The sequence below is a fragment of the Streptomyces scabichelini genome (assembly GCF_011045015.1).
GTDB classification, from domain to species: Bacteria; Actinomycetota; Actinomycetes; order Streptomycetales; family Streptomycetaceae; genus Streptomyces; species Streptomyces scabichelini.
In genome coordinates this window covers 1-21830 of the sequence record NZ_JAAKZY010000081.1, presented here as the reverse complement: position 1 = coordinate 21830, position 21830 = coordinate 1, and the positions used below count along the sequence as shown (strand labels likewise).

The window sequence follows — 21830 nt, the reverse complement described above, 5'->3', positions numbered from 1 at the left end:
TCCGTACTCTCGCGGTCATGACAGCACCTAAGGAAAACCAGACCACCCGCCGCCGCGCCCCCGGCATGTCGCCGGAGGAGCGGCGCGCGATGATCATCCAGACCGCGATCCCGCTGATCGCCGAGTACGGCGCCGCGGTGACGACCGCGAAGATCGCCCGCGCCGCGGGCATCGGCGAGGGCACGATCTTCCGGGTCTTCGCCGACAAGGACGAGCTGTTGCAGGCCTGCATTGCCGAGGCGCTCTCCCCCGAGCACGCGGTCCGCGAACTCGACGCGATCGACGTATCCCAGCCGCTGCCCGACCGGCTCGCGGAGGCGGCCGAGGCGCTGCAGGCGCACATGTCCAGGATGGGCGCGATCATCGGCTCGCTGGGGCATCGCGGCGGCAAGCACCCCGGCACGGTGCGCGGCGCGGGCCGTGACGAGTCGACGACCCGTATCCGCGCGGCCCTCGCGGAGCTGCTGGAGCCCGACAAGGCCGCCCTGCGCCGGCCACCGGAGCAGATCGCGGCCCTCTTCTTCGGGCTGCTCTTCATCCAGCCGCGTACGGAGGACGAGCCCGACCTGACCCCGCAGGAGCTGGTGGAGGTCTTCCTGCACGGGGCGCTCTCGGAGCGCGCCAAGTGAGCGCGCGGAGAAGGCGCCTGGGGGTTACGGCCCTGGCCGTCCTGGCCCCCGTCCTGGTGTGGCTGGTCGCGGACCCCCTGCTGGGGCACCGGCTACGGATCGCCGACGGCGAGCAGACGCTCGACATCGGCGCCGTGCCCGTGGCGGTCGTCGCACTGCTCGCGTCGCTCTGCGGCTGGGGACTGCTGGCCGCCCTGGAGCGGTTCGGGGCGCGGCGCGCCCGCGCCATCTGGACCGGGGTGGCCGGCGCCGTACTGGCCGTGTCCTTCCTGCCGTTCATCGGCGACGGCATGGACGACGGCACCCGGATCTCCCTGGCTCTGATGCACCTGGCGGTGGCGGTGGTGCTGGTCCCGGGGCTGGGCGGCAGATCCCCCGGGGCGGGAGCCGGTGCTGCCAGGGGGTGACCGCCGGCACCAAGTACGCCGCGAACAGCACTAGATGAGCAGGAGCGGGCCCTCGTGCCAGATCGCTGTGATGGCCACCGCCGGTCTGGTCACCGATGTCGGCGATGTCGGAGCCGCAGGCGAGGTCGGGGCTGGTCTGCGGTGCGTCCGGTAAAAGCAAAAGCCCCAGGTCACGGCGAGTGAGTCCTGAGGCTTCCACAGAGCCGCCTTCGGGATTCGAACCCGAGACCTACGCATTACGAGTGCGTTGCTCTGGCCATCTGAGCTAAGGCGGCCTGCTGCCCGCACTATGGTGCGATCGGCAACGTCGGTAAGTCTACACAGTTTCCGGGGGTGCTCCGTACGTGCCCTGGGGGCACGTACGGAGCACCCCCGGTGGGCCTCGCGATCAGGTTGCCGAGCAGCGCTTTCCCTTGGTGGGAGGGGTTCCTGCGAGGAGGTAACGGTTGATCGTGGAGTCGATACAGGCGCTGCCGCGGCCGTACGCGGTGTGGCCGTCGCCTTCGTAGGTGAGGAGGGTGGCGGAGGACAGCTGGGCGGCCAGGGACTGCGCCCAGGCGTACGGAGTCGCAGGGTCGCGGGTGGTGCCGACCACGACGATGGGGGCGGCGCCCTTCGCCTCGATGCGGTGGGGTTCGCCGGTCGGATGAACCGGCCAGTACGCGCAGTTCAGGGTGGCCCAGGCCAGTCCCTCGCCGAAGACCGAGGAAGACTTCTCGAAGGAGGGGAGGGCTCGCTCGACCGCGTGCGGGGAGGAGAAGGCGGCGGGCAGGTCCAGGCAGTTCACCGCCGCGTTCGCGAACATCAGATTCGTGTACCGGCCGTCGGCGTCGCGCTCGTAGTAGGTGTCGGAGAGGGTGAGCAGGCCCGCGCCGTCCTTGTTCTTCATGGCCGCGGTCAGGGCCTCGCGCAGTCGCGGCCAGGCCGCCTCGTCGTACATCGCCGTGATGACGCCGGTCGTCGCCAGCGCCTCCCCGAGCTTGCGGCCGTCCACGTCGCCTGCCTTGATGGGCGCGGCGTCGAGCTGCCGGAAGAAGGCCTTGAGGTTCTTGCCGGCCCGGTCCGGTGTCGTGCCCTTGCCTCCCAACGGGCAGCCCGAGCGGCGTACGCAGTCCTTCGCGAAGGCCCGGAAGGCCGTCTCGAAGCCGGCCGTCTGGTCCTGGTTCAGGCGGCGGGCGGGCAGCGACGGGTCCATCGCGCCGTCCAGGACCAGCCGCCCCACCCGGTCCGGGTACAGGCCCGCGTACGTCGCACCCAGGAACGTGCCGTACGAGGCACCGACGTACGTCAGCTTCTCGTCGCCCAGCACGGACCGCAGGACGTCCATGTCACGGGCCGTCTCGACCGTGGACACATGCCGCAGCACGTCGGGCGAGCGCTGCCCGCAGCCCTCCGCGAACGTCTTGAAGGCATCCACCAGTTGACCGGTCTCGCGCCGGTTGTCGGGGGTCAGGTCCGTCTGTGTGTACGTGTCCATCCGCCGGCCGCTGAGGCATTCGACCGGTTCGCTGCGGGCGACGCCGCGGGGGTCGACGGCGACCATGTCGTAGCGGGCGCGGACCTCCGCCGGATAGCCGACGCCCGCGTACGACTGGAGGTAGCCGACCGCCGAGCCGCCCGGACCCCCCGGGTTCACCAGCAGCGAACCGAGCCGCTTGCCAGGGCCCGTGGCCTTCTTGCGGGCGACGGCCAGTCTGATGTCGCCGGAGGCCGGCCTGGCGTAGTCGAGCGGGGCCTTCAGCGTGGCGCACTGGAAGCCGGGGACGCCGCAGCTGCGCCAGTTCAACTTCTGTCCGTAGTACGGAACGAGCTCCGACGGTGTCGCCTTGGGCAGCGCGGCCAGCACCGGCACCCCCGCGCGGCTCGCGGAACTCGTCGAACTCCACGCGGAGCAGGCGGAGATGAGCAGTGCGGCGGCGGCGAGCAGAGAGCCGCACACTCGGAGGGAACGGTGGGAACGGATCGGCCTGACCGGGATTCTGGCCGGGATTGACCGGTCCCGGATCAGTCTGAACTGGCGCCTGATGTGCATCGAATGAGCGTAACCCTGTGCGACGACTCGATCGCCGAGGGTCGCCGCAGCGCCTCGTACGAGTGACGCCGTCAACCCGCCACACGGCAGTCCCCGCCGCACTCACCCCGCCCGCAACGCCATCGTCATCGCCTCCACCGCCAGCAGCGGCGCCACATTGCGGTCGAGGGCCTCGCGGCAGGCGGCGATCGCTTCTATGCGGCGCAGGGTGGTTTCGGGGGTCGTACCGCGCGCAAGACGCTCCAGCGTGTCCTGCATCTCCGTGTTGGCGAGGGCGAGGCTGGTGCCGAACTGGAGGGCGAGGACGTCACGGTAGAAGGCGGTGAGGTCTATCAGGGCGAGGTCGAGGCTGTCGCGCTGCGTACGCGTCCTGCGGCGCTTCTGCTTGTCCTCCAGTTCCTTCATCACGCCCGCGGTGCCGCGCGGCATACGGCCGCCCTGAGCCGCGCCGAGGGCGTTCTTCAGCTCCTCGGTCTCCTTGGCGTCGGTCTCCTCGGCCATCTGCTTGGCGTCCTCGGAGGACGCGTCGATCAGCTCCTGGGCCGACCTGAGGCAGGCGCCGACGTCGTCGACGCGGAGCGGGAGCTTGAGGACGGCGGCACGGCGCTCGCGGGCAGCCGCGTCCGTGGCCAGGCGGCGGGCGCGGCCGATGTGGCCCTGGGTGGCACGGGCGGCGACCGCCGCGACCTCCGGCTCGATGCCGTCACGGCGTACGAGGATGTCGGCGACCGCGGCCACGGGAGGCGTCCGGAGCGTGAGGAGGCGGCAGCGGGAGCGGATCGTGGGCAGGACGTCCTCGATGGAGGGCGCGCACAGGAGCCAGACCGTGCGGGGGGCGGGCTCCTCGACGGCCTTCAGAATGACATTGCCCGCGCCCTCCGTGAGGCGGTCGGCGTCCTCCATGACGATGACCTGCCAGCGGCCGTTGGCCGGGGACATCTGGGCTCGGCGGACCAGGTCGCGGGTCTCCTTGACGCCGATGGAGAGGAGGTCGGTGCGGATGATCTGCACGTCGGCGTGGGTGCCGACCAGGCTCGTGTGGCAGCCGTCGCAGAACCCGCAGCCGGGAACTCCGCCGAGGGCGCGGTCGGGGCTCACGCACTGGAGCGCCGCCGCGAAGGCCCTCGCCGCGGTGGAACGGCCCGAGCCCGGCGGCCCCGTGAACAGCCAGGCATGCGTCATCTTCGACGCCTCGGGCAGCGGGGTGTCGGCGGCCACCGCCGTGACCAGGGCGTCGGCGTCCCGGGCGGCGGCACTGAGCTGCTCGCTCACCTTCTCCTGACCCACCAGGTCGTCCCAAACGGGCATGGGTTGCCGCCCTTCCGTCGCACATCTGCCTTGCCGCGTCCCATTGTGCGGGAGACCACTGACAACGCAGCGTCACGCCTTCACGTCAGCGCCCACGCTTCACGTCAGGGCCCACGCTTGACGTCGGCGCCCCCGCCGCGCGTCAGCGCCCCCGGCGCCCCCGCCCGTCGTCGCGGTCATCGTCCTCACGCGGGCCGAGCAACTCGTCCGCCAGCGTCGGAAGATCGTCCAGCGGAGTCTCCTCGGCCCAGTCCGAGCGGGTCCGCCGGCGCGAGCCGCCCTCCGCCTCGACCTGGGGCAGCTCGCGGGTGCGGGCGTCGGACCCGTCGGGCGCCGACTGCTCGTCGCGGAAGTACCCCGGGGGCACCCGGTCCGCCGGGTCGCTCCCCCGCTCGCCCGCACGGTCGTCCCGTACGGCCTGGTCGCGCACGGCTTGGTCCTCCCTTACGGGAGGAAGTACCGCCGTCTCGTCCGCGTCCGCGCCGGAGCCCTGCTCCACCGGAGGCAGCACCGCCGTTTCGTCGGCCGCTCCCTCAGGCGCCGGAGGTTGCGGCAGCACGGCCGTCTCCTCCGCGTCGGGCCCTTCCTCGGGAGCGTCTTGGGACGGTACGGGACGCAGCACGGCGGTCTCGTCCGCCGGCCCGCCGGACGCGTTCGTCGGAGTCACTATGGGCGTCGGCACCGTGACCTCGTTGTCGGGCGCGGTCGCCGGGGAACCGGACTCCTCCGTATCGGCAGGAGCAGCAGCCGACGCCGCAGCCGCCGAAGCCTCAGCCGCCCTGCGGGCCTCCTCGGCCCGAAGCAACGCCTCCTCGGCCTTCCGCTGCTTCTCCAGGCGCCGCTCCTCGGCCTCCGCCCGGAGCCGCGCCTCCTCCTCGGCCTGCTTGCGCAGGCGCACCTGCTCGGCCGCGCGGGCCTGCTCCTCCGCGAGCCGCCGCGCCCGCTCCTCCTCGGCCCGCCGACGCGCCTCTTCGGCCTGCTGCCTGGCCACCTCGGCCTGCCGCTCCAGCTCGCGCCGCTGGGCCTCTTCCAGCTCGCGCCGCTTGCGTTCCTCTTCCTCCGCGCGCAGCCGGGCGAGCTGCTCCTGCCGCTCGCGCTCAAGGCGCTCCTCCTCGGCCTTGCGGGCGGCTTCTTCCTCGGCGCGCCGCCGCGCCTCCTCCTCGGCCGCCTTGCGGGCCTCCTCCTGGGCCTTCACCTCGGCCTCGGAGAGCGGCAGCATCATGTCGAGCCGATGCCGGACGACGGTGGTGACGGCCTCGGGCTCCTGACCGGCGTCGACCACCAGGTAGCGCGTGGGGTCGGCGGCCGCGAGCGTCAGGAAACCGGACCGCACGCGCGCGTGGAACTCGGCGGGCTCCGACTCCAGCCGGTCCGGCGCCTCCGTGAACCGCTCCCGCGCGGCCTCCGGCGACACATCGAGCAGCACGGTCAGATGAGGCACAAGACCGTTGGTCGCCCATCGCGAGATCCGTGCGATCTCGGTGGGGGACAGATCGCGCCCGGCCCCCTGGTACGCCACGGACGAGTCCGTGTAACGGTCCGAGATGACCACCGCGCCCCGCTCCAGCGCGGGCCGCACCACCGTGTCCACGTGCTCGGCGCGGTCGGCGGCGTACAGCAGCGCCTCCGCCCGGTGCGAAAGACCGGCCGACGACACGTCCAGGAGGATCGACCGCAGCCGCTTCCCCACGGGCGTGGCCCCCGGCTCGCGCGTCAGCACGACCTCGTGCCCCTTGGACCGGATCCATTCCGCGAGCGCCTCGGCCTGCGTCGACTTCCCGGCCCCGTCACCGCCCTCCAGGGCGATGAAGAACCCGTTCGCGGCAGGCGCCTGCACCGGATCGTCCCCGCCCCGCAGCGCGTCCCGCAGGTCGTGCCGCAGCGGTACCCCGGACCGGTCGTCGACCTTGGCCAGGACCAGCGCGGCGACCGGCAGCAGGAGCGCGCCGACCAGCATCAGCGTGAAGGCCGCACCGCCGTGCGCGAACACGAACTTGCCGTTCTCCAGCCGGTGCGGCCCGATCGCCGCCGCCAGCACGGGGGCCACCAGTGCCCCCAGGGCGACGTAGACCCGTACGACCGCGTGCAGATGTTCCGTCGTGCGCGCCCGCCGGAAGTCCTCGGCCTCCTGGTCGAGCAGCGTGTGCCCGGTGTTGGCTGCGACGCCCGCGCCGATGCCGGCGAGCGCCGTGATCAGGATCACCGTGGTCACGTCAGGGACGAGCCCGGCGGCAAGCAGCGCGACTCCGGTGAAGGCGATGGCCAGCGCGAGCAGCCGACGCCGTGACAGCGGCGGCAGCACCTTCGGAGCCATGCGGATGCCGATCACGACACCGCCCGTCAGGGCCAGCACCAGCAGCCCGTACGTCACCGGCCCGCCGCCCAGGTCCTTGGCGTGCAGCACGGAGACGGCGACCGCGGCCGCGACCGCCCCGGCCACGGCCCCACAGGCCAGGACCAGCAGCGGAAACGAGCCGGTACGCCCCTTGTCGACGCCGGAGCCCGTCTTGGGGCGGCGCAGGCCCTCGAGCGGCGACCGCGCGCGCGGAGTGCGCGCATCGGGCAGCTCGAGGAAGGTCAGCACCGACAGGGACGCGGCGAAAAGACCCGCGGAGACGTACGACGCGAGCGCCGCCTGATGCTGGTCGAACCAGGCCATCCCGGCGCCCAGCAGGTTGTTGAGGAGCCCGGCCACGACGAGGCCGGCGCCCGCGAGGGGCACTGCGACGAATCCCGTACGCAGCGACAGGCGCCGCAGCGTCTCCGTGTGGTCCGGCAGCGGCCGTATCGCAGCGCCCTCCAAGGGCGGCGCGGGCAGCAGCGCGGGCGCCGCACTCTCCCGGCACACCGTCCAGAAGCGCTCGGCGACCCCGGTCACGAACGCGGTCACCAGGATCACGGCCAGGGCGTCGTCGGGCGTCCAGTCGATCCACAGGGGCGCGATGATCAGCAGCGCGGCCCGAACTCCGTCCGCGCCGACCATGGTCCAGCGGCGGTCGAGGGGCCCCTCCGGGGAGGTCAGGGAGGTCAGCGGTCCGAGGAGTACGGCCCCGAAGAGCAGCGTCGCGAGTATCCGTGCCCCGAAGACCGCGGAGACCGCGAAGGCCACTCCGCGGTAGTTGCCCCCGAAGGAGCCTTCCGCGACCGCCGCCTGGAGCGCCAGCACGACCAGGACGAGCAGTGCGAGGGCGTCACCGGTACTTCCCACGAGCTGGGCGCTCCAGAGCCGCCGCAACTGCGGTACGCGGAGCAGCGCCCGGACGGCGCGCTCACGTGAATCTGCGACCAGGGCGTCGTCTGGGGCCGGGGTGTGGGCCGTTGGCTGCTCCGCTCGCGTCATGTCTTCAGCCTATCGGGAGGCTCTGACACGCCGAAGGGGCGGCCGATACATCCGGACGCGGAGCCTCCGCAGGCGCTTTCCCTCCGTGCCGGACGGCCACTCCGAAGGTCAGACCTGCGAAGGTCCGACCTGCGAAGGCCAGACCTCCGAGGCTCAGCCCTCCCAAGCTCAGCCCTCCGAAGCCGCCGCCTTCTTCGTGGCTGCCTTCTTGGCAGGCGCCTTCTTGGCGGCCGTCTTCGAAGTCGCCGTCTTCTTGGCTGCCGTTTTCTTGGCAGGGGCCTTCTTGGTGGCCGTTTTCTTGGCGGCGGCCTTCTTCGTCGTCTTCTTGGCGGGCGCCTTCGCCCGCTTCTCCGCGAGCAGTTCGTAACCGCGCTCCGGAGTGATCTCCTCGACGCTGTCGCCGGACCGCAGGGTCGCGTTGGTCTCGCCGTCGGTGACGTACGGCCCGAAGCGCCCGTCCTTGACGACGACCGGCTTCTCGCTGACCGGGTCCGTGCCCAGCTCCTTGAGCGGCGGCTTGGCGGCTGCGCGCCCACGCTGCTTGGGCTGGGCGTAGATCGCGAGGGCCTCTTCCAGCGTGATCGTGAAGAGCTGGTCCTCGGACTGCAGCGAGCGCGAGTCCGTGCCCTTCTTCAGGTACGGCCCGTAGCGCCCGTTCTGCGCGGTGATCTCCACGCCCTCGGCGTCCTTGCCGACGACGCGCGGCAGCGACATCAGCTTGAGCGCGTCGTCCAGGGTCACCGTGTCCAGGGACATCGACTTGAAGAGGGAGGCCGTACGCGGCTTGACGGCGTTCTTGCCGGTCTTCGGGGTGCCCTCGGGGAGCACCTCGGTGACGTACGGCCCGTAACGGCCGTCCCTGGCGATGATCTGGTGCCCCGTGGCCGGGTCGGCCCCCAGCTCGAAGTCGCCGCTCGGCTTGGCGAGCAGCTCCTCCGCGTACTCGACGCTCAGCTCGTCCGGGGCGAGATCCTCCGGCACATCCGCGCGCTGGTGGTTCTCGGAGTCCTTCTCGCCGCGCTCGACGTACGGGCCGTAGCGCCCGACGCGCAGGACGATGTCGTTGCCCACCGGGAACGACGACACCTCGCGGGCGTCGATCGCGCCCAGGTCGGTGACGAGCTCCTTGAGACCGCCCAGGTGGTCCCCGTCGCCGTTCCCGGCGTCCGCGGCACCGGGAACGCCATCGGCGCCCATGCCGAAGTAGAAGCGCTTCAGCCACGGCACGGCCCGCGCCTCGCCCCGCGCGATGCGGTCGAGGTCGTCCTCCATCTTGGCCGTGAAGCTGTAGTCGACGAGCCGTCCGAAGTGCTTCTCCAGAAGGTTGACCACGGCGAAGGACAGGAAGGACGGCACCAGGGCCGTGCCCTTCTTGAAGACATAGCCGCGGTCGAGGATGGTCCCGATGATCGACGCGTACGTCGACGGTCGCCCGATCTCGCGCTCTTCGAGCTCCTTGACCAGGCTGGCCTCGGTGTAGCGGGCCGGGGGCTTGGTGGCGTGGCCGTCGACCGAGATCTCGTCGGCGGACAGTGGGTCGCCCTCGTTGACCTGCGGGAGCCGGCGCTCGCGGTCGTCCAGCTCGGCGTTCGGGTCGTCCGCGCCCTCGACGTACGCCTTCAGGAAGCCGTGGAAGGTGATGGTCTTGCCGGACGCGCTGAACTCGGCGTCCCGGCCGTCCGCGGCGCGGCCACCGATCTTCACCGTGACCGAGTTCCCGGTCGCGTCCTTCATCTGGGAGGCGACGGTCCGCTTCCAGATCAGCTCGTACAGCTTGAACTGGTCGCCGGTCAGGCCGGTCTCGGCGGGCGTGCGGAAACGGTCCCCGGAGGGGCGGATCGCCTCGTGCGCCTCCTGCGCGTTCTTGACCTTCCCGGCGTACGTGCGCGGCCTCTCCGGCAGGTAGTCGGCGCCGTACAGCTGCGTGACCTGCGCGCGGGCCGCGGCGACCGCGGTGTCCGACAGGGTCGTGGAGTCCGTACGCATGTAGGTGATGAAGCCGTTCTCGTACAGCTTCTGCGCCACCTGCATCGTGGCCTTCGCGCCGAAGCCGAGCTTGCGCGAGGCCTCCTGCTGGAGCGTCGTCGTACGGAACGGCGCGTACGGCGAGCGACGATACGGTTTCGACTCGACGGACCGTACGGAGAAGTCCGTGTTCTCCAGGGCGGCGGCGAGCGCGCGAGCGTTCGCCTCGTCCAGGTGGAGCGTGTTGGCGCTCTTCAGCTGCCCGAGCGAGTCGAAGTCGCGGCCCTGGGCGACGCGCCTGCCGTCGACCGTCGTCAGGCGTGCGACGAGGGAGGACGGGTCGCTCTTGTCGCCGACGCGGCCCGTGCCGAAGGTGCCCGTCAGGTCCCAGTACTCGGCGGAACGGAACGCGATGCGCTCCCGCTCCCGCTCGACGACCATGCGGGTCGCCACGGACTGGACACGGCCTGCCGACAGGCGCGGCATGACCTTCTTCCACAGGACCGGCGAGACCTCGTAGCCGTAGAGGCGGTCGAGGATGCGGCGGGTCTCCTGGGCGTCGACGAGCTTCTGGTTGAGCTCGCGCGGGTTGGCGACGGCGGCCTGGATCGCGGCCTTGGTGATCTCGTGGAAGACCATCCGCTTGACCGGGACCTTGGGCTTGAGCACCTCCTGGAGGTGCCAGGCGATGGCCTCGCCCTCGCGGTCCTCATCGGTGGCGAGGAAGAGCTCGTCGGAATCCTTCAGCAGGTCCTTGAGCTTCTTGACCTGCGCCCTCTTGTCGGCGTTGACCACATAGATGGGCTGGAAGTCGTGTTCGACGTCCACGCCGAGGCGGCGCACCTCGCCGGTGTACTTCTCGGGCACCTCCGCGGCGCCGTTGGGGAGGTCGCGGATGTGCCCGACGCTCGCTTCGACGACGTAGCCAGGGCCGAGGTAGCCCTTGATCGTCTTCGCCTTGGCAGGCGACTCGACGATGACGAGTCGGCGGCCGCCGTGTGCGGTCTCGCTGGTCGGGGACAACTTCGCTCTTCTCTCCGGTCGACGCAGGGGGTCTGCCCCGGACGCTGGTCCCGGGGGTCGGGTCGTGCTGACGCTGCGGAGTGTGACGGTACATCCCGCCCCCGTGTCAAACGGGAAAAGCCCGCAACGGCCACTCGAACGGTAACCCGACTCCCGGCATTCCTGCCGCCCGGAGTGCCGACCTGCCATTTCTGCTCTATCCGGAGTGTGACCTCTCAGTTACCGGAACGACGAGATCGCGACCCCTGGAGATCTCGCCCCGGGCCTGTCGGTAGCGACAACTCCGGTCCGCCGGAGGCCAACACCCCGGAGCGCCGGAGGCCGCCACTGCGGAGACCCGAGGCTCGCGGTCCCATGGCCGGAGGCCGATGTCCCGGGGACGGAAGTCACACCGGAGGCCATGGCTCCAGGGACCCTTCAGGACGGGAGTCGCGCCGCAGCCCGCGCTCCTCAGATGCGCGTGAAGCACCACACCGCGAGGAGCAGCGCGGCCGCCCCGGCGAAGCTCGCGACCATCGCCGACGCGGCTTGGCTCACCCCTTCGGCGACGGGCTCGCGATGCCGCAGCCGGGCCGCGGTCCACACCAGCAGTCCGCCTCCGAACAGGGCGAACACCGATCCCGCGAAGACCGCCGGTCCGTTCTCCATGGTTCATTCCCTTCGCCCTTGGGTGCCCAAGGACGGGAGGCTGACACCTCTGGGAATCGAGCACACCAACCCACGGTGAACGCCGGGAGGACAGAGCTGTGCGGCTCACGCTGCACACCGCCCCGCCGACCCGGCTCGAATATGTGGCCGCAACGATTTCACGCCAACCGTGGCGGCTTCACGTTCGCGTCACCCGTGTCGGCCCCACGTCACCCGGCAGGCTCGAGGAACCCCTGTTCGATCAGCAGCCGGATCTGCGCGGGCGTACGGTCCCGCAGCATGACCGGGTCCTCGCCGACCAGCTGGGCGATGGCGTCCAGAATGCGCCCCGCGCTCAGTGTGCCGTCGCACACACCGGCGAAGCCCGCGCCGACCGTGTCCACCCTCGTGGCCCGCCGCATTCCGCGGTTCTGGCGGAGCACGACATGCTCCGGGTCCTCGGCGCCGGGCAGCCCGACCTGCTCCTGCACGATCTCGTCCGCGAGCTTGAAGTGCCCGGCGAGCAGGGCCGCGTCGTCGTGCGCGCGCAGATAGTCCACGCGGTCGAAGTGCGCGCGCACGGTCTCGCCGAGCGGCTGTTCGACGGGATGCGGCCACTCCTCCACGACGACCGAGGGCTGTGCGGCTCCCGACTTCCGCAGGGTGATCCACCCGAAGCCGACGGACCTGACCTTCCGTGCCTCGAACTCGTCGAGCCATACGTCGTACCGAGCCTGGTACTCGACCGGATCCGAACGGTGGTCGCCCGCGTCCCGCAGCCACAGCTCGGTGTACTGCATGACGTCCTGCACTTCGCGCTGCACGATCCACGCGTCGCAGTCGCGCGGCACCCAGGACCGCAGCCGGTCCTGCCAGTCCTCGCCCTCCACGTGCTGCCAGTTCGCGAGGAACTGCGCATACCCCCCTTCGTTCAGGCGGTCGCCCGCTGCCTGGACGAGCGTGCGGCACAGATCGTCCCCGCCCATCCCGCCGTCGCGGTAGGTGAGCCGGGCACCGGGAGAGATGACGAAGGGCGGGTTCGAGACGATCAGGTCGTACGTCTCCTCGGCCACCGGCTCGAACAGCGAGCCCTCGCGCAGATCGGCCGCCGGGGCGCCGGACAGGGCGAGCGTGAGCGCGGTGATGTGCAGCGCGCGCGGGTTGAGGTCGGTCGCGGTCACGCGCGTGGCGTGCTGTGCGGCATGCAGCGCCTGGATTCCGGAGCCGGTGCCGAGATCGAGCGCCGACGCGACGGGCGTACGCACCGTGATGCCCGCCAGGGTCGTGGACGCGCCGCCCACACCGAGTACGACACGTTCGTCACGGTTGCCGATGCCTCCGGCTCCGCCGACGGCGCAGCCCAGGTCCGACACGATGAACCAGTCCTCGCCACCGGGTCCGCCGTACGGCCGGACGTCGACCGCCGCCGCGACCTCGTCACCGCCGGTCCGGGTCAGCCAGCCGCCCTCCAGGCAGTCCTGAACCGGCAGTACGTCCGCCACGCGCGCGTGCGGCACGGGCTGCTGCAACAGGAACAGCCGTACGAGCGTCTCCAGCGGCGTGTCGCCCCGGGTGGCCCGGAGGGCGGGCACGGTCTCGCTCCGGGCCAGCGCCGCGTACGCGGAGGCACCCAGCAGATCGAGCAGGCCGTCGGCGCTGAAGGAGGCCCCCAGGAGGGCGTCCCGCAGCCGCGCGGTGACGTCGGAACGGTCGGACGAGGGCAGCGGTGCCAGGCTGGTGTTACTCACGCCCCCATTGTGTCCGCTCGCGCCGACGGGGCGCGCGCCCCTGTGGACAACATGCCGAGGGCCCGGCACGCGCGCGTACCGGGCCCTCTTTCGGTTGACGAACGATCGGTCTCCCTGAGGTCAGCCGTTGGTCGCCGACGGTGACCCGGAGGCGGACTTGCAGCTCTCCTGCTTGGCCATCGCCTTGCCCACCTCGCCCTCCTGCAGCTTGTTGAGGGCGACGTTGCCGCTCTGGCTCAGCTTGTCCAGCTCGGTGGCGATGTCCTTGAGCCCGTCCGCGAACTTCCCCTGGTCCTTGGTGTCGAGAGCGTCGACCTGCTTCTTGAGGCCGGCGTACGACGAGGAGATGCCGTTGAGCTCCTTGACGGCGTCGGCCTGCTTCTTCTCGCCGTCGTCGACGTCCGGCGCCCCGGCCTTGTTCACGGCGGTACCGATCGCCTTGTAGGCGTCGGACATGTCCTGGAAGGCCTGGGAGTCGGTCTTCTGGACGTCCGCCGGCGTGCTGTTGTCCGAGGTCTGCTTCTGGATCGCGGTGTTGGCGGCCTCGATCTTCTTCGCCTGCGGCTGTACCGCGTCACAGACCTGCTTCGCCCAGGAATTCAGCTTGTCGCTGCTGTCGTCGCCGCCACATCCCGACAGCGCCAGTACCAGTACCGCACCGCCGGACAGTGCGGCCGCGAGCTTCTTGTTCACCGGATTGGTCCCTTCCATGGCTCTCGGCCCCGGAACATACACGCCAAGTGGGCGACACCCGCGTGACGAACGTCCGATTGGTCCATTATTGTAGCCATTTGCACCAAGCGAGAGAAGGCTCACGAACCCGGCGTGAACACGGCAAGAGCGGACGGACAGCACGTCAATACGCGCCATCCGCCCGCCCGTTGAGCGGAACCTGACCAGCCGTTAAGGCCAGGCCTTGAAGCAGCCGCCTACGAAACCACCGCTGGATCCGCGGACTTGGCGACCTGTTCGGAGTTGTCTTCGTCACCCACGGCGATCCCGCGCCGCTTGGACACGTACACCGCGCCGACGATGACGGTGAGCGAGAGCACCGCGATGAGAATCCGCATCCCCACGCTCGCGTCGTCGCCGTAGCTGAATTTGACTACCGCGGGCGCGATGAGCAGCGCCACCAGGTTCATCACCTTCAGCAGGGGGTTGATCGCGGGTCCCGCGGTGTCCTTGAAGGGGTCGCCGACCGTGTCGCCGATCACCGTCGCGGCATGGGCCTCGCTGCCCTTGCCGCCGTGGTGGCCGTCCTCGACGAGTTTCTTCGCGTTGTCCCACGCGCCGCCGGAGTTGGCGAGGAAGACGGCCATCAGCGTGCCGGTGCCGATGGCGCCTGCGAGGAACGAGCCGAGCGCGCCGACTCCGAGGGTGAAGCCGATCGCGATCGGCGTCAGTACGGCGAGCAAGCCTGGGGTGGCCAGTTCGCGCAGCGCGTCCTTGGTGCAGATGTCGACGACGCGCCCGTACTCGGGTTTCTCGCTGTAGTCCATGATCCCGGGGTGCTCGCGGAACTGCCGCCGCACCTCGTAGACCACGGCCCCGGCGGACCGCGAGACCGCGTTGATCGCCAGCCCCGAGAAGAGGAAGACGACCGCGGCGCCCGCGATGAGCCCGACCAGGTTGTTGGGCTGTGAGATGTCCATCATCAGGTTCAGCGGCGCGTCCTCGCCGGAGACCGTCTCGCCCACGTCGGTCGCGGCCGTGAGGATCGCGTCGCGGTACGAGCCGAAGAGCGCCGCCGCCGCCAGGACGGCGGTGGCGATGGCGATGCCCTTGGTGATGGCCTTGGTGGTGTTGCCCACGGCGTCCAGGTCGGTGAGCACCTGCGCGCCCGCGCCCGTGACGTCACCGGACATCTCGGCGATGCCCTGCGCGTTGTCGGAGACCGGCCCGAAGGTGTCCATGGCGACGATCACGCCGACCGTGGTGAGCAGACCGGTACCGGCCAGTGCCACCGCGAAGAGCGCCAGCATGATCGACGTACCGCCGAGCAGGAAGGCGCCGTACACGCCGAGGCCGATCAGCAGAGCGGTGTAGACGGCCGATTCGAGACCGATGGAGATACCGGCGAGGACGACGGTGGCCGCTCCGGTGAGCGAGCTCTTGCCGATGTCCCGTACGGGACGCCGGGTGGTCTCGGTGAAGTAGCCGGTCAGCTGCTGGATCAGCGCGGCCATCACGATGCCGATGGCGACCGCGACGAGCGCGAGGATCCGCGGGTCGCCGCCCTTGCCGATGATGTCCGGGTCCGTGACGCCGTCCAGGTCCGCGTACGAGGACGGGAGGTAGACGAAGACGGCCACGGCCACCAGCGCGAGCGAGATCACCGCGGAGATGAAGAAGCCGCGGTTGATGGCGCTCATGCCGCTTCGGTCGGCCCGGCGCGGGGCCACCGCGAAGATGCCGATCATCGCCGTGATCACGCCGATCGCGGGCACGATCAGCGGGAAGCCGAGCCCGTAGTCGCCGAACGCGGCGCTGCCCAGGATCAGCGCTGCGACGAGCGTGACGGCGTACGACTCGAAGAGGTCGGCGGCCATGCCGGCGCAGTCGCCGACGTTGTCGCCCACGTTGTCGGCGATGGTCGCGGCATTGCGCGGGTCGTCCTCCGGAATGCCCTGCTCGACCTTGCCGACCAGGTCGGCGCCGACGTCGGCGGCCTTGGTGAAGATGCCGCCGCCGACACGCATGAACATGGCGATCAGCGCGGCGCCGAGACCGAAGCCCTCCAGGACCTTCGGCGCGTCGGCCGCGTAGACGAGCACCACACAGGAGGCGCCCAGCAGACCGAGCCCCACCGTGAACATGCCGACGACGCCGCCCGTGCGGAAAGCGATCTTCATGGCTTTGTGCGAGACGGCGGTGAGATCCTTTTCGGGCTCACCCTCCGCCGGAGTCGCTTCCCGTGCCGCGGCGGCCACGCGGACATTACTTCGTACGGCGAGCCACATGCCGATATAGCCGGTGGCCGCCGAGAACGCCGCGCCGATCAAGAAGAAGACCGATCGGCCGGCGCGCTGATTCCAGTCGTCCGCGGGCAGCAGCATGAGCAGGAAGAACACCACGACGGCGAATACCGCGAGCGTGCGCATCTGCCGCCCCAGGTAGGCATTCGCACCCTCCTGGATCGCCATCGCGATCTTCTTCATGCTGTCGGTGCCCTCGCCGGCCGCGAGCACCTGGCGTACCAGGATCCCCGCGACCACCAGAGCCGCCAGGGCGACGACCGCGATGAAGATCACGATGAGGCGGTTGTCGTCGGTCAGAACCGCGGCCGCGAGAGTTGTGGGCTGGTCAAACTGATGAGGGGTAGAAAGCCCCGCCATTCGTCCTCCTTGACGCTTGGGCTGAGCTCAAGATGTGGACGGATTGTAGGTACCGGAACCTGATCAAAACAGTGCGCGGTAAGCGGAATCGGCCTTCACGTGCTCTTCAGTAAATGATCCACGGACCATCATGGAACCCGAAAGTGGTAATGCCCCAAAAGCATTGACGCTTGATCCGTTGACGCGCGACGGGCGGTAAAGCCGATCATAAGGCTGATCGTGAATTCATTCACGATAACGCGCGAGCATTGTGCGCGCACCGTCAGAGCATCGACTGGGCATCGCGCGGGCACGAGAAAGGGCCCTGCTGAGCAGGGCCCTTTCCGAACTATGTGAGCGAGGGGGTCAGGAGATGAGCGTGGCCGGCGGCGTGGTGGGCCAGCTCATCCTGATCAGTCCGCCGTTCTCACCGGCGGTGACCTCCACGTCGTCGACGAGGCCGCTGATGACCGCGAGGCCCATCTCGTCCTCCTCGGTCTCAACGTCCGACTCGCCGGCTCCGCCGTCGGCACCCGGCACTTTTTCGCCGGGAACCGTACGCGGCGCCTCGTCGCCGACCTCGATGGAGAACTGCTTCTCCTCCTCGATCAGCAGCACCCGAACCGGCGCCGAGATGCCGCCGCTCTGGTGCAGACCGACGGCACGCGTACAGGCCTCGCCGACGGCGAGCCTGACTTCGTCGAGGACGGCCTCGTCCACTCCGGCCCTGCGCGCCACCGCTGCCGCCACCAGTCGGGCGGTCCTGACGTGCTCGGGCAGCGCGCTGAAGCGGAGTTCAACGGTGGCCATGCATCCCCCTCGGAACTTCGGGCGTGCTGTCAGGGGGCCGGGCCGCCGAGGCCCGAACCCCCCTCGTTGACTTCTTCCGTCCCGGACACAGGGCCCGGAACCGGCCTTCGGCCAAGGGCCGCTCGGTCATGACCGAGGACCGCTCAGTCGGTGGCCGCTACCGCTTCCTCGACCGAGGTGTGAATCGGGAACACCTTGGTGAGGCCGGTGATGCGGAAGATCTTCAGAATGCGCTCCTGGTTGCAGACCAGTCGCAGCGAGCCCTCGTGGGCGCGCACCCGCTTCAGGCCGCCTACCAGCACGCCGAGTCCGGTGGAGTCGAGGAAGTCCACGCCCTCCATGTCGACGACAAGGTGAAAACTGCCGTCGTTCACCAGCTCGACCAGCTGCTCGCGCAGCTTGGGCGCGGTATATACATCGATTTCGCCACCGACTTCGACGACCGTACGATCGCCGACGGTACGTGTCGACAGGGACAGGTCCACGGATCCTCCAGCACCTTGCTATCGAGCGGTCGCCCCTCGGGACACCTCTTCAGAGCCCCCGGGACTGTTCGCCAGCCGCGATGGCATTCAATCACTTACCGGCAGGCGCGCACGACGCCTTAGGCCCATTGTCCGTCACGCCAGTGACACACTCGATGCCGATGGCCAAGAATCCCCGATCCGATCGACCCTCGACGGACACTGCTTCCCGCCCCGATCCGGGCGCGGTCCTGGACCGGCTCGCCTCGGGGCCGAGCCGGGCTTCGCGCATCACTCATACGGAGCACTTGCCCCCGCGCGAGGGCCGCCATGCCGTCTGGCCCGACCGGATCCGCTCCGAGGTCATCGCCGCGGTGCAGGCCGCGGGCATCGAGCACCCCTGGGCCCATCAGGCACAAGCCGCCGAGCACGCCCTGGACGGCGACTCCGTGATCGTCGCCACAGGCACGGCCTCGGGCAAGTCGCTGGCGTATCTGGCACCGGTGTTGTCGTGTCTGCTCGACGGATCCGAAGCCCCGAACGGCCGTGGCGCGACCGCCCTCTACCTCGCCCCGACCAAGGCGCTCGCGGCGGACCAGTGCCGATCCGTGAAGGAAATTTCACATCCTCTGGGCAACGCGGTGCGCCCCGCCGTCTACGACGGGGACACACCCGTCGAGGAACGCGAGTGGGTACGCCAGTACGCCAACTACGTCCTGACCAACCCCGACATGCTGCACCGCGGGATATTGCCCTCACACCCCCGCTGGTCCTCCTTCCTGCGCGCTCTGCGCTACGTCGTCATCGACGAGTGCCACACCTACCGCGGCGTCTTCGGCTCGCATGTCGCCCAGGTGCTGCGCCGGCTACGCCGCCTGTGCGCGCGGTACGGCTCGTCACCCGTCTTCCTGCTGGCCTCCGCGACCGCCGCCGAGCCGTCGGTGGCCGCTCGCCGTCTGACCGGCCTCCCTGTCGTCGAGGTCGCGGACGACGCCTCACCGCGCGGCGAACTGGTGTTCGCTCTCTGGGAGCCGCCCCTCACCGAACTCCACGGCGAGAAGGGCGCCCCGGTCCGCCGTACCGCCACCGCCGAGACCGCGGACCTCCTCACCGACCTGACCGTGCAGGGCGTCCGCTCAGTCGCGTTCGTACGCTCCCGCCGGGGCGCCGAACTGATCTCGGTGATCGCCCAGGAACGGCTCGCCGAGGTCGACCGCTCCCTGGCCCGGCGCGTGGCCGCGTACCGCGGCGGCTATCTCCCCGAGGAACGCCGCGCCCTCGAACAGGCCCTCCACTCGGGCGAACTCCTCGGCCTCGCCGCCACCACCGCCCTCGAACTCGGCATCGACGTATCCGGGTTGGACGCCGTCATCATCGCGGGCTACCCGGGTACGAGGGCCTCGCTGTGGCAGCAGGCGGGCCGTGCGGGACGCTCCGGGCAGGGCGCCCTCGCGGTCCTGGTGGCCCGTGACGACCCACTGGACACGTTCCTCGTCCACCACCCGGAGGCCCTGTTCGACCAGCCGGTGGAGTCCACCGTCCTCGATCCCGACAACCCGTACGTCCTCGCGCCCCACTTGTGCGCCGCGGCAGCCGAACTGCCTTTGACGGACGAGGACTTGCCGCTGTTCGGCCCGGCTACCGCCGATCTGCTTCCACAGCTGGAGGCCGCGAAGCTGCTGCGTCGCCGTACGAAGGCGTGGCACTGGACGCGCCGGGAGCGGGCCGCCGACCTCACGGACATCCGCGGCGGGGGCGGCAGTCCGGTGCAGGTCGTCGAGGCCGGTTCGGGACGGCTGCTGGGCACGGTCGACGCCGGCGCCGCGCACACCAGCGTCCACGACGGGGCGGTCCACCTGCACCAGGGCCGTACGTACCTGGTGAGGGAACTGGACCTCGAGGACTCCGTCGCCCTGGTCGAAGAGGCCAACCCGCCGTATTCGACGGTCGCCCGCGACACCACGGCCATCTCCGTCCTGGAAACGGACGTCGAAGTCCCCTGGGGCGAGGGCCGGTTGTGCTACGGCTCCGTCGAAGTCACCAACCAAGTCGTCTCCTTCCTGCGTCGTCGTGTCATCACCGGCGAAGTGCTCGGCGAGACGAAACTCGACCTCCCTCCTCGTACGCTCCGCACACGCGCCGTCTGGTGGACGGTCACCGAGGACCAGCTCGACGCCGCCCGCGTGAACCCGGAGATCCTCGGCGGCGCCCTGCACGCCGCCGAGCACGCGTCGATCGGCATGCTGCCGCTGTTCGCCACCTGCGACCGCTGGGACATCGGCGGCGTCTCGATCCCCCTGCACCCGGACACCCTCCTCCCGACGGTCTTCGTGTACGACGGACACCCCGGCGGCGCGGGCTTCGCCGAACGCGCCTTCCACACGGCCCGCGAGTGGCTCACCGCCACCCGTCAGGCCATCGCCTCCTGCGAATGCGAAGCCGGCTGCCCGTCCTGCATCCAGTCCCCCAAGTGCGGCAACGGCAACGACCCACTGCACAAGCGGGGGGCTGTGCGGTTGCTGACGGTTCTGCTGCGGGGGGCGCCGGAGGGGCGTGAGCCCGGGGTCCCCTCGGGAGCGGGTGCTGGTGGCGAGGGGGCGGAGGAGTAGGACGCCGGCTTCCGCCGCCGGCTCGGGCGCCGGGGTACCGGGGTCGGCACGAGGCCGGGAGGCCGGGCGGCTATGGTGTCACCTCCGGCGCGGGGCTCAGCCCTTCCCTCGGTGCGACGTCGGCCGCTCACACGCGGCGGTGACGTCAGCCCCTCACGCTCCCGTGGGAGACCGGCCCACCGTCGAGTGCGAGGCCGGTCCACCACCGGTGCGAGACCGGCCCCCGCCAGTACGAGCCCGGCCCACCACCAGTGCGAGACCGGCCCTCTCCAGCGGGTCACTCCCTCTGCCGGCTCGACCGCTTCGCCCGAGAGGCGAGACGGAGCCATTGCACCCTCATCCCGCCGGGGCCAACACCCCCTCAGACCCCGTCGGAGGCACCGGCCCCGCCGGCCCTGCCCGAGACCTGACCTCGGCGGTGAACGGCCCGCGCCCCGCCGCGACCCTGACGTCCGAGATCTCGCCGTAGACGGCGCAGCGCACCATGCGGGTGCCCTGGGCCCGCGCCACCCGGCCTGCCTGGGCGCAGGCTGCCGTACCGCCCTCTATCCAGTGGTCCGCCGCCGCCAGCGCCGCCAAGTCGGCGGCGCCACCCGCGCGGTGGCGGAACACCACCGCCTGGCTCATCGCGAGGACGACGCCGAAGACGACGCACAGCACCGCGATAGCGCCGACGGCCCAGACTGTCGCCGAGCCCCGGTCCGAGGACAACGCTCTCCTACGCGCACCCCACCATCGCTCGCCTCTCCTCGTCATCCGCCCGCCCCCACCGTCTCCTCGGCCAGGGCCACGGCCTCGTGCTCCAGGTCGAGGGCCAGCGCGTCGGGGCCGGGCGGCTCCGCCGCAACCCGCACGCGCACCAGGTCGCCCTCGCGCTGAACCGTGACCCGCGCCCCGCTCGGCGCCGCCTGCCGGGCCACCGTCATCACCGTGTCCGGCGGGTCCTGGCGGGCCGCCGCACGTGCCCCCGCCCGGGCCGCGTCCACGCACTGGATCTGCGCGGACGCGGCCAACAGGGCCCAGACCAGCGCCATCGTGAACGCGACCAGCACCGGCAGCACCACAGCCGCCTCCGCTGTCACGAACCCTCGGTCCTCGGTCACGAATGGGCCCAGCCCTCGGCCCCGTACTGGACGGGCCGCCCCCGCCTCAGAACTGGCCATTGAGTGCCCGCTCCACGATGTCCTGCAGAGCCCCCTTGACCTGCCCACTGGTCAGCACCTCGTAGAGCAGCGCGGCGAACCCCACCGCCGCGATCAGCCCCATCGCGTACTCGGAGGTCACCATTCCGGCATCCCTCCGCGCCGCCGAAGTCCTCCTCACCACCCAGGCCGCCGGCACCGCCCACGCCCTGTCCGCCAGGGCCTGCAGCCTGCCCGCCACCCGTACTCGCACCTGCATCGCCTTGCTCATTCGAACCCCCGTGTAGATCCACTGGATAGACCGCTAGATCCGCTCAGCCGACTCAACCGACTCACCTGACTCGTCCAGCTCCGCCGGACCGTTCCATTCACCGTTCGCCCCTCACCAGACCCCGCCCGTCATCCACCACCC

Annotated in this window: 16 protein-coding genes and 1 tRNA gene; 3 read left to right on the top strand and 14 right to left on the bottom strand. The window is 70.7% G+C overall.

Annotated elements, in window-relative coordinates:
• Positions 1 to 17: 17 nt before the first annotated feature.
• Together G5C60_RS24615 and G5C60_RS24610 are read left to right on the top strand one after the other, a co-directional pair.
• On the top strand, positions 18 to 629 hold the full coding sequence (locus G5C60_RS24615; protein WP_165262912.1) for a TetR/AcrR family transcriptional regulator: 612 nt from the start codon (positions 18 to 20) through the stop codon (positions 627 to 629).
• The gene (locus tag G5C60_RS24610; RefSeq protein ID WP_338145914.1) at positions 626 to 1036 is read left to right on the top strand and encodes a DUF6069 family protein; all 411 of its coding nucleotides are present in this window, start codon (positions 626 to 628) and stop codon (positions 1034 to 1036) included. The genes G5C60_RS24615 and G5C60_RS24610 overlap by 4 nt, the downstream gene beginning before the upstream one ends.
• Positions 1037 to 1237: 201 nt before the next feature.
• Here the strand turns inward: G5C60_RS24610 and G5C60_RS24605 are convergent.
• The 11 genes from G5C60_RS24605 to bldG form a co-directional block, all read right to left on the bottom strand.
• Positions 1238 to 1311 (bottom strand) — tRNA-Thr (locus G5C60_RS24605).
• A gap of 113 nt (positions 1312 to 1424) precedes the next feature.
• Positions 1425 to 3068, bottom strand: a complete 1644-nt coding sequence (locus tag G5C60_RS24600; protein WP_165262911.1) for an alpha/beta hydrolase — start codon at positions 3066 to 3068, stop codon at positions 1425 to 1427.
• Between the two features lie 102 nt (positions 3069 to 3170).
• On the bottom strand, positions 3171 to 4376 hold the full coding sequence (locus G5C60_RS24595) for a DNA polymerase III subunit delta' (protein WP_165262910.1): 1206 nt from the start codon (positions 4374 to 4376) through the stop codon (positions 3171 to 3173).
• A 142-nt stretch (positions 4377 to 4518) separates the two neighbouring features.
• Complete coding sequence (gene tmk / locus G5C60_RS24590; protein ID WP_165262909.1) at positions 4519 to 7716, bottom strand: dTMP kinase; 3198 nt, start codon at positions 7714 to 7716, stop codon at positions 4519 to 4521.
• Between the two features lie 168 nt (positions 7717 to 7884).
• Positions 7885 to 10704 (bottom strand): type I DNA topoisomerase, encoded by a 2820-nt coding sequence (gene topA / locus G5C60_RS24585; protein ID WP_165262908.1) that lies wholly within the window; start codon positions 10702 to 10704, stop codon positions 7885 to 7887.
• A 450-nt stretch (positions 10705 to 11154) separates the two neighbouring features.
• Positions 11155 to 11352 carry a hypothetical protein gene (locus tag G5C60_RS24580; RefSeq protein WP_165262907.1) on the bottom strand — a complete coding sequence of 66 codons (198 nt, stop codon included), beginning with the start codon at positions 11350 to 11352 and terminating at the stop codon, positions 11155 to 11157.
• Between the two features lie 209 nt (positions 11353 to 11561).
• Positions 11562 to 13079: a DUF7059 domain-containing protein gene (locus G5C60_RS24575; protein WP_165262906.1), complete on the bottom strand. Its 1518-nt coding sequence runs from the start codon at positions 13077 to 13079 to the stop codon at positions 11562 to 11564.
• A gap of 120 nt (positions 13080 to 13199) precedes the next feature.
• Positions 13200 to 13790, bottom strand: a complete 591-nt coding sequence (locus G5C60_RS24570) for a small secreted protein (protein WP_165262905.1) — start codon at positions 13788 to 13790, stop codon at positions 13200 to 13202.
• A 218-nt stretch (positions 13791 to 14008) separates the two neighbouring features.
• On the bottom strand, positions 14009 to 16414 hold the full coding sequence (locus tag G5C60_RS24565) for a sodium-translocating pyrophosphatase (RefSeq protein ID WP_165262903.1): 2406 nt from the start codon (positions 16412 to 16414) through the stop codon (positions 14009 to 14011).
• Positions 16415 to 16759: 345 nt separating this feature from the next.
• Positions 16760 to 17203 carry an ATP-binding protein gene (locus tag G5C60_RS24560; protein ID WP_165262901.1) on the bottom strand — a complete coding sequence of 148 codons (444 nt, stop codon included), beginning with the start codon at positions 17201 to 17203 and terminating at the stop codon, positions 16760 to 16762.
• 143 nt (positions 17204 to 17346) lie between these two features.
• On the bottom strand, positions 17347 to 17688 hold the full coding sequence (bldG, locus tag G5C60_RS24555; RefSeq protein WP_003975386.1) for an anti-sigma factor antagonist BldG: 342 nt from the start codon (positions 17686 to 17688) through the stop codon (positions 17347 to 17349).
• 80 nt (positions 17689 to 17768) lie between these two features.
• Here bldG and G5C60_RS24550 point away from each other — a divergent pair, with 80 nt between their 5' ends.
• Positions 17769 to 20276, top strand: a complete 2508-nt coding sequence (locus G5C60_RS24550) for a DEAD/DEAH box helicase (RefSeq protein WP_165262899.1) — start codon at positions 17769 to 17771, stop codon at positions 20274 to 20276.
• A gap of 336 nt (positions 20277 to 20612) precedes the next feature.
• Here the strand turns inward: G5C60_RS24550 and G5C60_RS24545 are convergent, their stop codons facing one another.
• From G5C60_RS24545 to G5C60_RS53240, 3 genes are read right to left on the bottom strand one after another with little or no spacing between them, the layout of a single operon-like run.
• Positions 20613 to 21032: an Rv3654c family TadE-like protein gene (locus G5C60_RS24545; RefSeq protein WP_165262897.1), complete on the bottom strand. Its 420-nt coding sequence runs from the start codon at positions 21030 to 21032 to the stop codon at positions 20613 to 20615.
• The gene (locus tag G5C60_RS24540) at positions 21029 to 21439 is read right to left on the bottom strand and encodes a TadE family type IV pilus minor pilin (protein WP_165262895.1); all 411 of its coding nucleotides are present in this window, start codon (positions 21437 to 21439) and stop codon (positions 21029 to 21031) included. Before G5C60_RS24540 ends, G5C60_RS24545 begins: the two co-directional genes overlap by 4 nt.
• A complete protein-coding gene (locus tag G5C60_RS53240; RefSeq protein WP_420907405.1) occupies positions 21426 to 21689 on the bottom strand; it encodes a DUF4244 domain-containing protein in 264 nt (87 codons plus the stop codon). Before G5C60_RS53240 ends, G5C60_RS24540 begins: the two co-directional genes overlap by 14 nt.
• Positions 21690 to 21830 lie beyond the last annotated feature (141 nt).

What these genes read in the sequence shown, in the direction of transcription:
- G5C60_RS24615 (WP_165262912.1), top strand. Translation starts at nt 18, where the DNA reads ATGACAGCACCTAAGGAAAACCAGACCACCCGCCGCCGCGCCCCCGGC.
- G5C60_RS24600 (WP_165262911.1), bottom strand. Translation starts at nt 3,068, where the DNA reads ATGCACATCAGGCGCCAGTTCAGACTGATCCGGGACCGGTCAATCCCG.
- G5C60_RS24595 (WP_165262910.1), bottom strand. Translation starts at nt 4,376, where the DNA reads ATGCCCGTTTGGGACGACCTGGTGGGTCAGGAGAAGGTGAGCGAGCAG.
- tmk (WP_165262909.1), bottom strand. Translation starts at nt 7,716, where the DNA reads ATGACGCGAGCGGAGCAGCCAACGGCCCACACCCCGGCCCCAGACGAC.
- G5C60_RS24580 (WP_165262907.1), bottom strand. Translation starts at nt 11,352, where the DNA reads ATGGAGAACGGACCGGCGGTCTTCGCGGGATCGGTGTTCGCCCTGTTC.
- G5C60_RS24570 (WP_165262905.1), bottom strand. Translation starts at nt 13,790, where the DNA reads ATGGAAGGGACCAATCCGGTGAACAAGAAGCTCGCGGCCGCACTGTCC.
- G5C60_RS24565 (WP_165262903.1), bottom strand. Translation starts at nt 16,414, where the DNA reads ATGGCGGGGCTTTCTACCCCTCATCAGTTTGACCAGCCCACAACTCTC.
- G5C60_RS24560 (WP_165262901.1), bottom strand. Translation starts at nt 17,203, where the DNA reads ATGGCCACCGTTGAACTCCGCTTCAGCGCGCTGCCCGAGCACGTCAGG.
- G5C60_RS24550 (WP_165262899.1), top strand. Translation starts at nt 17,769, where the DNA reads ATGGCATTCAATCACTTACCGGCAGGCGCGCACGACGCCTTAGGCCCA.
- G5C60_RS24545 (WP_165262897.1), bottom strand. Translation starts at nt 21,032, where the DNA reads ATGACGAGGAGAGGCGAGCGATGGTGGGGTGCGCGTAGGAGAGCGTTG.
- G5C60_RS24540 (WP_165262895.1), bottom strand. Translation starts at nt 21,439, where the DNA reads ATGGCCAGTTCTGAGGCGGGGGCGGCCCGTCCAGTACGGGGCCGAGGG.
- G5C60_RS53240 (WP_420907405.1), bottom strand. Translation starts at nt 21,689, where the DNA reads ATGAGCAAGGCGATGCAGGTGCGAGTACGGGTGGCGGGCAGGCTGCAG.